The organism is Bailinhaonella thermotolerans (genome assembly GCF_003594875.1).
Taxonomy (GTDB): Bacteria; Actinomycetota; Actinomycetes; order Streptosporangiales; family Streptosporangiaceae; genus Bailinhaonella; species Bailinhaonella thermotolerans.
This window is the reverse complement of sequence record NZ_QZEY01000003.1, coordinates 60,768-74,117: the sequence shown is the minus strand read 5'-3', so window position 1 is coordinate 74,117 and position 13,350 is coordinate 60,768. Positions and strand designations below refer to the sequence as shown.

The window sequence follows — 13,350 nt, the reverse complement described above, 5'->3', positions numbered from 1 at the left end:
AACGTGTGCGCAAAACCGCATGATCACGGCGAGGAGGGCGCGGGGAACGGGAGGGCGCGGGGAACGGGGGGCTGAGGCCGGGAAGGGCTGAGGCCGGGAAGGGCTGAGGCCGGGAAGGGCTGAGGCCGGGAAGGGCTGAGGAATGGGAACGGGCCGTGGAGGTTTCTCCACGGCCCGTGTCCGGGGGCTTACATGCCTACCGGGTGCCAGACGGTCTTCGTCTCCAGGAAGGCCATGAGGCGCTTGGTGTCGGGGGTGGCCAGCCAGTCGGTGGCCGGCGGGAGGGGGCGGAAGACCCGCTTGAGGTTCTCCGCGGCGGCCTCCTCGCAGGCCGCGGCCAGGTGCTCCGGGACGCCGGTGAGGTCGATGGCGTTGACGTCCATGTGGGACGCGAGCCACGGGGCCAGCTCGGCGGCCTGCCCGGTGAGGATGTTGACCACGCCGCCGGGCAGGTCGGACGTCGCCAGGACCTCGGCCAGGGTGACCGCGGGCAGCGCCGTACGGCCGTCGGCCACGACGACGCAGGTGTTGCCGGTGACGATCACCGGGGCGATCACCGAGACCAGGCCGAGCAGGCCCTGCGGCGCCATGACCGCGACGACGCCGGTCGGCTCGGGGGTGGAGAAGTTGAAGTAAGGCCCCGCGACCGGGTTCGACGAGCCGGCGACGGCCGAGACCTTGTCCGACCACCCGGCGTACCAGACGAGGCGGTCGATCGCGGCGTCCACCAGCTCACCGGCGCGCTCGGCCGAGACGCCCTCGGCGGCGACGGTCTCCGCGACGAACTGCGCGTGCCGCCCCTCCAGCATCTCGGCGATCCGGTAGAGGATCTGGCCCCGGTTGTACGCCGTGGCGCCGGACCAGCCCCCGAAGGCCTTGCGGGCCGCGGAGACGGCGTCGCGGGCGTCCTTGCGCGAGGCGTGCGCCGCGTTGGCGAGGAAGTCGCCGGTCGAGGAGGTCACGACATAGGACCTTCCGCTCTCGGAACGGGGAAATTTCCCGCCGATGTACAGCTTGTACGTCTTGCGTACGGCCAGGCGCTCACTCATCCCCGGCCCCCTTCCAGTAGATCGAGCCGGGTGACGTCACGGGAGCGTCGGCCGGGTCCGTGCAGCGCCGGGTGCTGATGCCGTACGGCACCGCCCGCATCCGCCGCGGGCGCGGGTAGCCGGCCGGGCGCGGCGGGAGCGTCGCCCGGGCGTAGCCCACGCGGCGGACGCGCCAGAGGTCACACGTCAAGGTAGGCCTCCAGCCCGTGACGGCCGCCCTCGCGCCCGAACCCGGACTCCTTGTAGCCGCCGAACGGCGAGGCCGGGTCGAAGCGGTTGAACGTGTTGGCCCAGACGACCCCGGCGCGCAGGCGCTGCGCCATCCACAGGATGCGCGAGCCCTTCTCGGTCCACACGCCCGCGGACAGGCCGAACGGGGTGTTGTTGGCCTTCTCGATCGCCTCGGCGGGCGTGCGGAAGGTCAGCACGGACAGGACCGGCCCGAAGATCTCCTCGCGGGCGATGCGGTGCGACTGCGCCACGCCGGTGAACAGCGTCGGCGGGAACCAGTAGCCGCGGTCGGGCAGCTCGCAGGGCGGCGACCAGCGCTCGGCGCCCTCCTCCTCGCCGGCGCGGGACAGCTCGCGGATCTTGTCGAGCTGCGCGGCGGAGTTGATCGCGCCGATGTCGGTGTTCTTGTCGAGCGGGTCGCCCAGGCGCAGCGTGGCCAGCCGGCGCTTGAGGGCGTCCAGCAGCTCGTCCTGGATCGACTCCTGGACCAGCAGGCGGGAGCCGGCGCAGCAGACGTGGCCCTGGTTGAAGAAGATGCCGTTGACGATGCCCTCGACGGCCTGGTCCAGCGGCGCGTCCTCGAACACGATGTTGGCGGCCTTGCCGCCCAGCTCCAGCGTGAGCTTCTTGCCGGTGCCGGCGAGCGTGCGGGCGATCTGCTTGCCCACCTCCGTCGAGCCGGTGAACGCGACCTTGTCCACGCCCTCGCGCCCGACGAGCATGCGGCCGGTCTCGCCCGCGCCGGTGATGATGTTGACGACGCCCGGGGGCAGCTCGGCCTGGCGGCAGACGTCGGCGAACAGCAGCGCGGTCAGCGGCGTGGTCTCGGCCGGCTTGAGCACGACGGTGTTGCCGCAGGCCAGCGCGGGAGCGATCTTCCACGCCAGCATGAGCAGCGGGAAGTTCCACGGGATGACCTGGCCGGCCACGCCCAGCGGGCGCGGGTTCGCGCCGAAGCCGGCGTGCTCCAGCTTGTCGGCCCAGCCCGCGTAGTAGAAGAAGTGGGCGGCGACCAGCGGCACGTCCACGTCGCGGGACTCGCGGATGGGCTTGCCGTTGTCGAGGGACTCCAGTACGGCGAACTCGCGGGCGCGCTCCTGGATGATCCGGGCGATGCGGAAGAGGTACTTCGCGCGCTCGCGGCCGGGCATGCGGCCCCAGACCCCGTCGTAGGCGTCCTGGGCGGCGCGGACCGCGCGGTCCACGTCGGCCTGGCCGGCGTACGAGATCTCGGCCAGGACCTCCTCGGTGGCGGGGTTGACGGTCTTGGCCCGCTCCTCGCCCTGGGCCTCGACGAACTCGCCGTTGATGAACAGGCCGTACGACGGCTGGATGTCGACGATGTCGCGCGACTCGGGCGCGGGTGCGTATTCGAACATGTCGATCAGTCCAGGGTGAAGTGGTCGGGGCCCGCGTAGCGGCCGGTGGTCATCTTCTGCCGCTGCATCAGCAGGTCGTTGAGCAGGCTGGACGCGCCCAGGCGATACCACTCGGGGGTGAGCCAGTCGTCGCCGGCGACCTCGTTGACCAGCACCAGGTGCTTGATCGCGTCCTTGGTGGTGCGGATGCCCCCGGCGGGCTTCACGCCCACCATCTCGCCCGTGGCGGCGCGGAAGTCGCGCACGGCCTCCAGCATGATCATGGTCACCGGCAGGGTCGCGGCGGGCGAGATCTTGCCGGTGGAGGTCTTGATGAAGTCCGCCCCGGCCATCATGGCCAGCCAGGACGCGCGGCGCACGTTGTCGTAGGTGACGAGTTCGCCGGTCTCCAGGATGACCTTCAGGTGGGCGTCGCCGCACGCGGCCTTGATGCGCGCGATCTCCTCGAACACCCGCATGTAGCGCCCGGACAGGAACGCGCCGCGGTCGATCACCATGTCGATCTCGTCGGCCCCGGCCTCGACGGCCAGCTTCGTGTCCTGGACCTTGACGTCGAGGGAGGACCGGCCGCTGGGGAAGGCGGTCGCCACGCTGGCGACCCTCACCCCGGTCCCCTTGAGGGCCCGGACGGCCTGCGCGACGAGGTCGGGGTAGACGCAGACCGCCGCCACCTTGGGCACGGACGGGTCGGCCGGGTCGGGCCGCACGGCCTTGGCGCACATCGCGCGCACCTTGCCGGGCGTGTCCGCCCCTTCGAGCGTGGTCAGGTCGACCATGGAGATGGCCAGGTCGATGGCCTGAGCCTTGGCTGAGGTCTTGATGGACCGAGACGCGAGCGTGGCCGCCCGCTGCTCGGCGCCCACCTGGTCGACGCCGGGGAGACCGTGGAGGAACGCGCGGAGCGACGTGTCCGTGATCTCGGCGTCGGCAAGGGGCGAGGTCGTCGTGGTTGACACGTTCACCAGCATCGCCGACGCGACCCCCTCAAGCCAAACGAAGGCACCCCCGTTCCGCCCCGGACCTGCCCGTTTCGCGGTCGGCGTACCTCCTTCGGGAGGGCCCGGCGGGCTCCGCCGTACCCGCTCCGATCCGGGGCCCGAGCCACGGGACGGAGGGGCGTCCGCGCCAGGGTCCGAGCCGGGTCCGAGCCGGGTCTGAGTCAGCGTCTGAGCCGGGTCTGAGCCGGGTCTGAGCCGGGTCTCAGGGGCGCTCGGTGCGGATGCTTAGACGCCGGCGGGGGTCCTGAGCCGGGTGCTTAGGCGGGGAGGGTCCGCCGGGGCCTCATGAGGCGGCGCAGATAAGGCATCCGCCCAATGTGGGGGCGGGGGTCTTAGCAGCACTCTTGAGGGTGTCGGCAGAGAGCCGGCGAGAACCTCCAAGGGAGACACCAGATGAACCCCGAGCTCGACTACCTCGCGTCGAAGAACCGCGTCGAGGACCTCCGCCGCGAGGCGGCGCAGTACCGCAAGGCGGAGAGCGGCCGCGACGGCCGCCGCCGCGGAGTCGTACGGCGGCTGCTCGGCCGCTGACCCGCCGCCCGAGCCGCGGGCAGGCGGGCAGGCGGGCAGGCGGGCAGGCACAGCGCAAGCGCCGGCCGGCACCACAGGCGGCACCCACCCGAAGCACTGAAGAACCGCCCAAGAGGCACTGACAAGAAGGAGGACGCCATGTCACCGGAATTCCACCTCAGTCTCATCTCCGAGCGGTCGGACCGCCTCGTCCGCGAGGCGGCCCACCACCGGCTCGTCACCGAGGCCCGTTCTCACAGCGGGAGCACGCGTCCGGCCAGGAAGGTCTCCCTGCGCGCCCTGCTGCGGCGCCCGTCGGCGATGTGACCCGGGCCATGAACCCGCAGTACGGAAAACCACGGAATCCCTGTCACCGCCGCCGTGCCCGGCTATAGGGGCGCACCTGGCGCGCATCCTCCCTCGCGCGCGAGGTGTTCCCCTATAACCGGGCACGGCGGTCGGCCGTCGTACGGCGCCCGCCTCGTCCCGGCCAGAAATCAGGCGAATCCAGGACAAGGTGCATGACATGCTGGAAGGCGTGATTGCGCGACGTGCGATAAGTCCCGTCTTCGTGGGTCGTGAGGCCGAGCTGAGCGTGCTCGACGAGACCTTCGAGCGCGCCTGCGAGGAGGGCGCGGCGGCCGTGCTGCTCGGCGGCGAGGCCGGGGTCGGCAAGACGCGCGCCATCGGCCGGTTCGCCGAGGCCGCGACCACGCGCGACGCCCTCGTCCTCACCGGCAACTGCGTCGAGCTGTCCACCGAGGGCCTGGCCTACGCCCCCTTCACCGCCGCGCTTCGCCAGCTCGTGCGCGACGTGGGCGTGGAGGACGTGGCCGCGCTGCTGCCCGAGGGCGCCAGCCGCGACCTGGCGCGGCTGCTGCCGGAGTTCGGCCGCCCCGACGACGACGGCGAGACCGACACGGCCCGCGCGCGCCTGTTCGAGCAGATGCTCACGCTGCTGGAACGGCTGGCCGAGAAGCGCCCCGTCGTGCTGGTGATCGAGGACGTCCACTGGGCCGACCGGTCCAGCCGCGACCTGATCGTCTTCCTCACGCGCAACCTGCGCACCGCCCCCGTGATGCTGATCGCGTCCTTCCGCTCCGACGAGCTGCACCGCGCCCACCCGCTGCGGCCCGTGCTGGCCGAGCTGGGCCGGCTGGACACCGTCGTACGCGTGGACCTGCCCCGCCTCAGCCGCGACGAGGTGGCCCAGCAGATGGCCGCGATCCTCGAACGCGCCCCCGCCAGGTCCCAGGTGGACTCGGTGTACAGCAGGAGCGAGGGCATCCCGCTGTTCGTCGAGGCGCTGATGGAGGCCGACGAGGACTGCCTGCCGGCCTCGCTCCAGGACCTCATCATCGGCTCGATCGAGAAGCTGCCCGAGCCCGCCCAGCACGTCCTGCGACACGTCTCGGCCGCCAAGAGCAGCAAGGTCGGCCACCGGCTGCTCGCCGCCGTCACCGGCCTGGCCGGGCCCGACCTGGACAACGCCCTGCGCGCCGCCGTCACCGCGAACGTGCTGGTGGCCGACGCCGAGGGGTACGCCTTCCGGCACGCCCTCATGCGCGAGGCCGTCCACGACGAGCTGCTCCCCGGCGAGCGCGCGCGCCTGCACGCGAGGTTCGCCGAGGAGATCGCCAAGGACCGGAGCCTGGTGCCGCACGGCCGGGGCTCGATCGAGATCGCGCACCACTGGTACCACGCGCGCAACGACGAGCGCGCCCTCGTCTCGGCCTGGGAGGCGGCGGAGAAGGCCGCCCACGCCCTGGCGTACAACGAGCAGGTCCAGCTCCTGGAGCGGGTGCTGGAGCTGTGGGAGAAGGTGCCGGACGCGGCCGAGCGGCTGAACGTGGACCACACGGCGGTGGTGCTGGAGGCGCTGGAGGCGGCGTTCGCGGTGGGCGAGGTGGAGCAGGGCCTGAAGTTCGCCAAGGGCGCGCTGGCCGAGCTGGACCCCGAGCGCGACCCCGAGCGGGTGGCGCAGGCGCTGGTACGGCGGGCCACGCTGAGGAGCTTCAAGGGCAGGCCCGGCGAACTGGAGGACCTGCGGCGGGCCGAGAGCCTGGTGCCCGAGCCGACGCCGCCGCGGGCGTTCGTGCTCTCCCGGCTCAGCACGTTCCTGTTCCTGGCCAGCAAGGACATCGAGGAGGGGCAGGCCCTCAACGACGAGGCGCTGCGGATCGCGCGGGCGCACGGGGACCGGCAGCTCGAGGCCGAGCTGCGGATCAACGAGGCGCTCGCCGAGTCCTACCTCGGGGACCTGGAGGCATCCCTGCGGATCCTCCGCGAGGTGCAGGCCATCGCCCTGGCCAACGACTTCCACCGGGCGACCCTGCGCGCCATGCTCAACATGACCGACGCCCTCAACCACCTCGGCCGCTCCGAGGAGGCCATCGCGCTCGGTGAGGAGGCGGTCGCCCTCGCCCGCCGGTACGGCCGCTTCCGGCACCAGGGCGTGTGGCTCCTGGGCAACATCGCCGAGGCGTACGACGCGCTGGGCCGCTGGGACGAGGCCCTGGAGCTGACGCGGTCGGCGCTGGCCACCGTCCCCATGCGCGCGGTGCGCGGGCACATGCACCTGCTCCAGGCGGACATCGCCCTCAAGCGGGGCGACGACGAGACCGCCGAGCGCATCCTCCAGGAGGTCGGGACCGTCCTCGGCAAGGCCGACTCGGCGGCGCAGGAGATCATCCCGCACGCGCGGATGCAGATCACCCTGCACCTGCTACGCCGCGAGCTCGACGCCGCGCTGGAGATCGCCCGGGAGGTCCTGAGCATTCCTCATCTCACCGCCAAGGCCGCCCTGACCTGGCCCCTCCTGCTGGTGTCCGAGCGCGCCTGCGACGTGGCGGGGGACCACCCCGCGGTGCCCGCCGTACGCGAGCGCATCGCCCACCTGGCCCCGCGCATGTTCATCCAGGGCCCGGCGGCCGAGGCGTACCGCCTCCACCACGCGGGCGCGCACGACGAGGCCGCCGCCGCGTGGGAGGCCATGAAGCGCCCGTACCCGCAGGCCAAGTCGCTGCTCGCGGCGGCGGCCACCGCCGCCCGCGCCGGGGACAGGGAGGGCGTCCTCGTGCGGCTGCGCGCCGCGTGCCGCCTCGCCGAGCCCCTGCGGGCCCGGCCCCTGCTGGACGAGATCGAGGACCTGGCCCGCCGTACCGGCGTCACCCTCGCGGACCCCGAGGGCGCGGACCGGGCGGACCGGTTCGGCCTGACCCCGCGCGAGCTGGAGGTGCTCCGCCTGGTCACCGAGGGGCGCACCAACCGCGAGATCGCCGAGGAGCTGTTCATCTCCGCGAAGACCGCGAGCGTGCACGTCTCCAACATCCTCACCAAGCTCGGCGTCTCCACCCGGGTCGAGGCCGCCGCGGCGGCCCACCGGGGACGCCTGTTCCCCGCGCCCGCCGCGTAGCCCGCCGCACGGCCCGGTCGCGCGGGGCTCTGCTCAGGCCGTACGGCTCAGGCCGTACGGCTCAGGCCGCGAGGCGCGGGCCGTACGGCGGCGCGGGTCAGATGAGGGCCTCGGCCAGGATGAGGACGCCGAAGACCGCGAAGCCGACGGCGGCGCCGATCTTGATGGTGCGCTCGGGGAGGCGCTTGCCGAGGTAGCGGCCGACCACGATGGCCAGGGCGTCGGCGGCGACCATGCCCACGGTGGAGCCGAGCCAGGTGCCGAACGCCTCCTCGCGGGCGGCGAGGGTGATGGTGGCGAGCATGGTCTTGTCGCCCAGTTCGGCCAGGAAGAACGCGATCGTGACGGCGATCAGCGCGGACCGGGTGGCGCGCTGGGCCTTCTTGCTCTCGTCGTCGTCGAGCGAGTCGCCGCGCAGGGTCCAGGCGGCGAACCCGAGGAACGCCAGCCCGGCCGCGATGGCCACCGGCTTCTCGGGGATGAACCCGCCCACCGCGCCGCCCAGGGCGACGCTCACGGCGTGGACGACGGCCGTGGCGATCGTGATGCCGGCGAGCACCGGCAGCGCCCGGAACCGGGTCGCGAACGTCATCGCCATGAGCTGGCTCTTGTCGCCCAGCTCGGCAACGAAGATCACGCCCAGGCTCAACCAGAAGGCCTGCAAGATTCCCACTCCCGTCCGGGCCGGCCGGACCGGAAGCGGTGGCGCCCAGACGGCATGCTCCGGCCCGGCGACCCACGCAAAACACATGGTCACCAGGCCGAAGGTCTCGTCCGCCACGGCGGGCTCACGCGGCCGGGCGCCGAAGCGCCAGTATGTCGACCACGCGATCGGGGACTACTCCCCCTCGGTCTCTGAAATCCTAACGCCCCCGGGCGGCGGCTTCTTCCCCCGATCCCCACCGATCTCCGGCGTTTCAGGCAGGGGCGCCGTGACGCGGATGGCGGCGCCAGGGGTCAGAGGGAGGCGCCGATCATGATGGGCTCGTTGACCAGGGTCACGCCGAACTTCTTGGCGACGCCGTCCCTGACCTCCCGGGCCAGGGCCAGGATGTCGTCCGCCGTCGCCTCGCCGGTGGGGTTCGTCAGGGCGAGGGTGTGCTTGGTGGAGATGCGAGCCTTGCCGCGTTCGTAGCCCTTGGGGAAGCCGGACTGCTCGATCAGCCAGGCGGCGGGGACCTTGATCTGGCCGCCGGGCAGCTCCCAGCGGGGATGGCCGGGGGCCCGGAGCTCCAGGTCGGCCGCCTCGGCGGCGGACAGGACCGGGTTGGTGAAGAAGGACCCCGCGCTCCGCGTGTCCGGGTCCGCCGGGTCCAGGACCATGCCCTTGCGCCGCCGTACGGCCAGCACGGCCTCGCGGGCCGCCGCCAGCGGGACCCGGTCGCCCAGCTCGACCCCCAGGTGCCCGGCCAGCTCCGCGTAGGCGATGGGCTGGGACGCGGCGCCGGGGGTGAGGGCGTAGGTCACCGAGAGGACGGTGTAGCGGTCGGAGCCCTTGAAGACGCTGTCGCGGTAGGTGAAGCGGCACTCCTCGGCGGTCATGCGCAGGACCTCGCGGGCCCGCCGGTCCACGACCTCCACGCTCTCGATGGTCTGGGAGACCTCCTGGCCGTAGGCCCCGACGTTCTGGATCGGGGTCGCGCCCACGCGGCCGGGGATGCCCGACAGGCACTCCACGCCGGCCAGGCCCTCGCTCACGCAGCGGGCCACGAAGGCGTCCCAGTCCTCGCCCGCCTGCGCCGTCACGAGGACCGCGCCGTCGCGCTCCTGCGACGTGATTCCCCGGGTCGAGACGTGGATCACGGTGCCGGGGAATCCGGTGTCGGAGATGACGAGGTTGCTGCCTCCGCCGAGGATGAGCACGGACTCGCCCGCGTCGTCGGCCTCGCCCACCGCGCGGACCACCTCGTCGGGGGTGGTCACCTCGACGAAGCGGCGCGCGGGGCCGCCGACCCGCATGGTGGTGTACGGCGCGAGCCGTACCCGATCCGAGAGAACAGCCATTGTCGCAGCGTATCTGGACGCTCAGGCGAGCTTGACGACCGCCCGGGCCTTGGACAGGACGCGCGAGTCGCCGGAGTACGCCTTGAGGGCGACGACGACCTTGTTGTCGCCGAGCTTCTCCTCGACCACGCCGCTGATGGTGATCACCGCGCCCTGGTCGTCGTCGGGCACGACCACGGGAGCCGAGAAGCGCACGCCGTAGTCCACGACCGCGCCGGGGTCTCCGGCCCAGTCGGTGACGAACCGGCCGCCCTGGGCCATGGTGAACATGCCGTGCGCGATCACGTCGGGCAGGCCCACGGACTTGGCGATGCGCTCGTTCCAGTGGATGACGTTGAAGTCGCCGGACGCGCCGGCGTACATCACCAGGCTGAGGCGGCTCACCGGGAAGTCGCGGGCGGGGATCTCCTGGCCGGCCTCGACCTCGTCGTACTTCACCGTGGCGGTCACGCGGCGCCTCCCCGCTCGACGATCGTGTTGAAGGCGGTGCAGACGAGCTCGCCCGCCTCGTCCCGGACCTCGCTCCGCAGCGTGAGGAACTCGTTGCGGCCCACGCTGCGGATCTCGACGACCTCGGAGCTGGAGCTGAGGACGTCACCGGCGTGGATGGGACGGGTGTACTCGAAGCGCTGCTCGCCGTGGACGACCATGGCGAAGTTCAGGCCCAGGTCGGGGTCGGCGAGCACGGCTGCCGCGCTGTTCATGCTGAACACGATGGGGAAGGTGGGCGGGGCGATCACGTCGGGGTGCCCGGCGGCCTTGGCGGCCTCGCGGTCACGGTAGATCGGGTTGTCGTCGCCGATCGCCGCCGCGAACTCGCGGATCTTGACGCGGCTGACCTCGTAGGGCTCGGACGGAGGGAATTTCCGCCCGATGAAGTCGCGGTTGAGTGCCATCGTCCCCGCGCACTCCTTCCGGGTCGAGAGGGGGTGACGGGGCGACGGTAACAGAGCGGCCCGGCCACGCCGCGCCCGCCCCCGCCGAGGTGAGACGCGAGTCACAGCGCGCGGGCGGCGGAGACGGCCAAGGGCCGCGGGTGAGGCGCCCGGCAGACGGCGGGTGAAGCGGCCGGCGGGCCGTGCCGGAAACGGCAACAGAGCGCGGGCCTGTGGCCACGCGCTCTTGTATTGCCAGGTCCGGGGGTACGGCTCGCGCGCCGAGTGCGGGGCGCGCCGGGGAGCCGGGCCGGACCGGAGGTGCTAGCGGGTCTCGCGGTGGGGCTGGTGCGTACGGCAGTTCGGGCAGTACTTCTTCAGCTCCAGGCGGTCCGGGTCGTTGCGCCGGTTCTTCCGCGTGATGTAGTTGCGGTGCTTGCACTCCTGGCAGGCCAGCGTGATCTTCGGCCTAACGTCGGTGGCAGCCACGTGGGAGTGCCTTTCTGACTTGGGACTGATGGACACACCCAGCCGCGACCGCCGCACTGGGCGGTCGGGCGTGGGTAGTAGCGGAGGCCGGACTTGAACCGGCGACACAGCGATTATGAGCCGCTTGCTCTGCCTGACTGAGCTACTCCGCCATTACACGGCCGATAAGAAGACCGGCCAAGTAAGGATACCGGACTGCGGTGAGTGCCCTCGCACGCGCGGGCACCGGGCCTCCGGTACGGATGCGCTCACCAGTATGCCTGATCCGAGCAAAGTAAACGAAACCAGCGCCCGCCCCATTCCCGTCCCACCGCGATCACGCCTCCGGCACGCGCCGGCGCCGCATCGGCGGGACCGATCGCGGCGGCCAGGTCATCGCGCGTCCGACCTGGCACGCCCCCGGGCCAGGGCACCGGGGGCGTGTCACGGGCGGTCAGCAGTTCTTGAACCCACGGGGGTAGAACGGGCTCTTGCGCAGGGCCCGGTAGTTCCAGGTCCGCGAGGATCCTCCGGGGATGTACTTGCAGGCCATGTCAGGCTTGTTGCGGATGTCGATCTTCTTGCGCGACCCTCGCGAGCCGCAGTTGGTCCAGGTGTACTTCCAGTACCGCCACGCGCCGCTCGTCCAGGTCTTGACGCTTCCCCCGCAGTCCGCGGCGACCGCCGAGACCCTCGCGGGTGAGGCCGCGCCCGCGGCTCCCGCCTCCGCGGCCGTGCCCGTCAAGAGTGTCAGGCCGCCGGCCACCGCGGCGACCATGGCGGCTCCCCGCCTACGCCCCGTCCGCATGACTTCTCCTCTCCTCTTGGCCGCCTGGCCGGATGCCCGCCGGCCAGGTGCTTCGAGGATGCGGGGAGACGACGGCCCCGCGCATCCGACGCCCCGCTGATCTTCATCCGCCTCGGCGCGTAAAACGGATCCGCCTCAAGGAGTAACCGGCGCCCGAGATCGGCACCGGGCCACCGCGACATCGCCCGCACCGGCGGGCGCGAGCGGCGGGCACCGATTCCGGCGTCGCGGCCGCGCCGGGATCGATCACTTCGCTGATGCGCCCGGCATCGGAGCGGGGTCAGGAGTCGCCGGCCCCCGCGTGATCTTCCTTCCAGCGGGTTCCCAAAGGCGGCGGGGACTGTCTCCCGAATATCTCCCGATCAAGCGAGAAGGCCGGTCCGATAAGATCGGAACCGGCCTTTGAAGTGGAGCCCCGTTACGGAATCGAACCGTAGACCTTCTCCTTACCATGGAGACGCTCTGCCGACTGAGCTAACGGGGCGGGCGTTTTTCAGCGCGCTCCATGAGCATACACGGGCCAGGGCACAGAGCGGTAATCGATCTATGGAGCAGGGGGAACCGGTGGAGCTGGACGTCAGGGACGATCCTTCCCGCTTCCGATACGAGGGGTGCGTCGGCCCGGATCTGGCCGGATTCATCCAGTACGCGGGCATGCAGGGGGCCCGGGTGTTCATCCACACGGAGGTGGACCCGGCCTTCGAGGGCAAGGGCGTGGGCGGCCGGCTGGTCCAGGGCTCGCTGGACGACCTGCGGGCGCGCGGCCTCGGCGTGGTGCCGCGCTGCCCGTTCGTGAAGTCGTGGATCGAGCGCCACCCGGAGTACGCCGACCTCGTGCGCGAGGGCTGAGACCGCCGCGCGGGGCCGGGGCCCCGACCGGAACGCACCGGGCGGCCGCCGGGGGCCCACAGCCGAGGGCCACGGCCGAGGGGCGCCGCCCGGGACCGGGGCCCGTTCAGGGTGTGCCGCCCGGGGCCCGTTCAGGGTGTGCCGCCCGGGACCGGCGCCCGGGGCTCGTTCAGGGTGTGGGGAGGGTGCCGGCGAGGTCGTCGGCGCCCTCGCCGTACTGCGACGGCAGGTTCGAGCGGATCTGGTAGCGCGTGAAGTAGTAGCCGTCGCGGCCCGGGCGGGGCTCGGTGAGCCGGACCTCGGCGGGGAAGCCCTCGGAGGGGCAGTCGGGCACGCACCAGGTGCCGCTGAGCCTTCCGGTGCCCTCGGCCTCGTCCGGGCCCCACACGCGCCAGGTGATGTGGTTGAGCGTGCTGAACTCCGAGACGACGAGGCTGGACGGCGAGGCGTCGGCCCGCCCCGACTCGTTGTCGTGCAGGTTGAAGACGCGGACGGTCCCCGTCGCGGTGACCGAAGGGCTCGCGGTCGGCCCCGCGCCGCCGGTCGGGACGGGGGCGGCCGAGGTCGCGGACATGGTGGCGGACGCCGTCGGCGTCGCCTCCGGGACCCCCTCGCCCCCCGACCCCGGGCGCCCCGATCCGCAGGCCACCAGGCCCGCGAGGCAGAGGCCCGCCCCCGCGATCGCCGTGCGCTTGTCGAACATCTGGCTCCCCCCGTGGTTGCCTGTTCCAGGAGCAGTGGTTGCCTGTTCCAGGAGCAGTGTC

General features: G+C 72.3%; 15 protein-coding genes and 2 tRNA genes. 4 read left to right on the top strand and 13 right to left on the bottom strand.

Annotated features, from left to right (window positions below; genetic code table 11):
- Positions 1-188: 188 nt before the first annotated feature.
- The 4 genes from D5H75_RS09620 to deoC are packed head-to-tail and all read right to left on the bottom strand — an operon-like array spanning position 189 to position 3,627.
- A complete protein-coding gene (locus tag D5H75_RS09620; RefSeq protein WP_119926064.1) occupies positions 189-1,049 on the bottom strand; it encodes an aldehyde dehydrogenase family protein in 861 nt (286 codons plus the stop codon).
- Positions 1,042-1,239: a hypothetical protein gene (locus tag D5H75_RS09615; RefSeq protein ID WP_119926063.1), complete on the bottom strand. Its 198-nt coding sequence runs from the start codon at positions 1,237-1,239 to the stop codon at positions 1,042-1,044. Before D5H75_RS09615 ends, D5H75_RS09620 begins: the two co-directional genes overlap by 8 nt.
- On the bottom strand, positions 1,229-2,659 hold the full coding sequence (locus D5H75_RS09610) for an aldehyde dehydrogenase family protein (RefSeq protein WP_119926062.1): 1,431 nt from the start codon (positions 2,657-2,659) through the stop codon (positions 1,229-1,231). The genes D5H75_RS09615 and D5H75_RS09610 overlap by 11 nt, the downstream gene beginning before the upstream one ends.
- A 5-nt stretch (positions 2,660-2,664) precedes the next feature.
- Positions 2,665-3,627, bottom strand: a complete 963-nt coding sequence (gene deoC / locus D5H75_RS09605; RefSeq protein WP_202638006.1) for a deoxyribose-phosphate aldolase — start codon at positions 3,625-3,627, stop codon at positions 2,665-2,667.
- A 423-nt stretch (positions 3,628-4,050) separates the two neighbouring features.
- Between deoC and D5H75_RS41390 the strand changes: the two genes are divergently transcribed.
- From D5H75_RS41390 to D5H75_RS09600, 3 genes are all read left to right on the top strand, one after another.
- Complete coding sequence (locus D5H75_RS41390) at positions 4,051-4,188, top strand: hypothetical protein (RefSeq protein ID WP_202638005.1); 138 nt, start codon at positions 4,051-4,053, stop codon at positions 4,186-4,188.
- A gap of 138 nt (positions 4,189-4,326) precedes the next feature.
- Complete coding sequence (locus tag D5H75_RS41385) at positions 4,327-4,494, top strand: hypothetical protein (protein WP_202638004.1); 168 nt, start codon at positions 4,327-4,329, stop codon at positions 4,492-4,494.
- Positions 4,495-4,705: 211 nt separating this feature from the next.
- A complete protein-coding gene (locus D5H75_RS09600) occupies positions 4,706-7,582 on the top strand; it encodes an ATP-binding protein (RefSeq protein ID WP_277949926.1) in 2,877 nt (958 codons plus the stop codon).
- A gap of 97 nt (positions 7,583-7,679) precedes the next feature.
- Here D5H75_RS09600 and D5H75_RS09595 read toward each other — a convergent pair whose 3' ends face one another.
- The 8 genes from D5H75_RS09595 to D5H75_RS09560 all read right to left on the bottom strand — a co-directional run bounded on the left by D5H75_RS09595 (position 7,680) and on the right by D5H75_RS09560 (position 12,221).
- Positions 7,680-8,246, bottom strand: a complete 567-nt coding sequence (locus D5H75_RS09595; protein ID WP_202638075.1) for a TMEM165/GDT1 family protein — start codon at positions 8,244-8,246, stop codon at positions 7,680-7,682.
- 293 nt (positions 8,247-8,539) lie between these two features.
- Positions 8,540-9,586 carry a UDP-N-acetylmuramate dehydrogenase gene (locus D5H75_RS09590; RefSeq protein ID WP_119926060.1) on the bottom strand — a complete coding sequence of 349 codons (1,047 nt, stop codon included), beginning with the start codon at positions 9,584-9,586 and terminating at the stop codon, positions 8,540-8,542.
- 21 nt (positions 9,587-9,607) lie between these two features.
- Positions 9,608-10,036, bottom strand: coding sequence for a MaoC family dehydratase (locus tag D5H75_RS09585; protein ID WP_119926059.1), 429 nt, complete (start codon positions 10,034-10,036; stop codon positions 9,608-9,610).
- On the bottom strand, positions 10,033-10,482 hold the full coding sequence (locus tag D5H75_RS09580) for a MaoC family dehydratase N-terminal domain-containing protein (RefSeq protein ID WP_119926058.1): 450 nt from the start codon (positions 10,480-10,482) through the stop codon (positions 10,033-10,035). The genes D5H75_RS09585 and D5H75_RS09580 overlap by 4 nt, the downstream gene beginning before the upstream one ends.
- Positions 10,483-10,785: 303 nt before the next feature.
- Positions 10,786-10,950, bottom strand: coding sequence for a 50S ribosomal protein L33 (gene rpmG / locus D5H75_RS09575; RefSeq protein ID WP_119926057.1), 165 nt, complete (start codon positions 10,948-10,950; stop codon positions 10,786-10,788).
- Positions 10,951-11,028: 78 nt separating this feature from the next.
- Positions 11,029-11,102, bottom strand: a tRNA-Met gene (locus tag D5H75_RS09570).
- A gap of 281 nt (positions 11,103-11,383) precedes the next feature.
- Positions 11,384-11,737 (bottom strand): hypothetical protein, encoded by a 354-nt coding sequence (locus D5H75_RS09565; RefSeq protein WP_147425102.1) that lies wholly within the window; start codon positions 11,735-11,737, stop codon positions 11,384-11,386.
- A 408-nt stretch (positions 11,738-12,145) separates the two neighbouring features.
- Positions 12,146-12,221: transfer RNA gene (locus D5H75_RS09560), tRNA-Thr, on the bottom strand.
- A 62-nt stretch (positions 12,222-12,283) separates the two neighbouring features.
- Between D5H75_RS09560 and D5H75_RS09555 the strand changes: the two genes are divergently transcribed.
- Positions 12,284-12,586, top strand: a complete 303-nt coding sequence (locus tag D5H75_RS09555) for a GNAT family N-acetyltransferase (RefSeq protein WP_119926055.1) — start codon at positions 12,284-12,286, stop codon at positions 12,584-12,586.
- Between the two features lie 169 nt (positions 12,587-12,755).
- Here the strand turns inward: D5H75_RS09555 and D5H75_RS09550 are convergent, their stop codons facing one another.
- The gene (locus tag D5H75_RS09550; protein WP_119926054.1) at positions 12,756-13,289 is read right to left on the bottom strand and encodes a hypothetical protein; all 534 of its coding nucleotides are present in this window, start codon (positions 13,287-13,289) and stop codon (positions 12,756-12,758) included.
- Between the last annotated feature and the right edge of the window lie 61 nt (positions 13,290-13,350).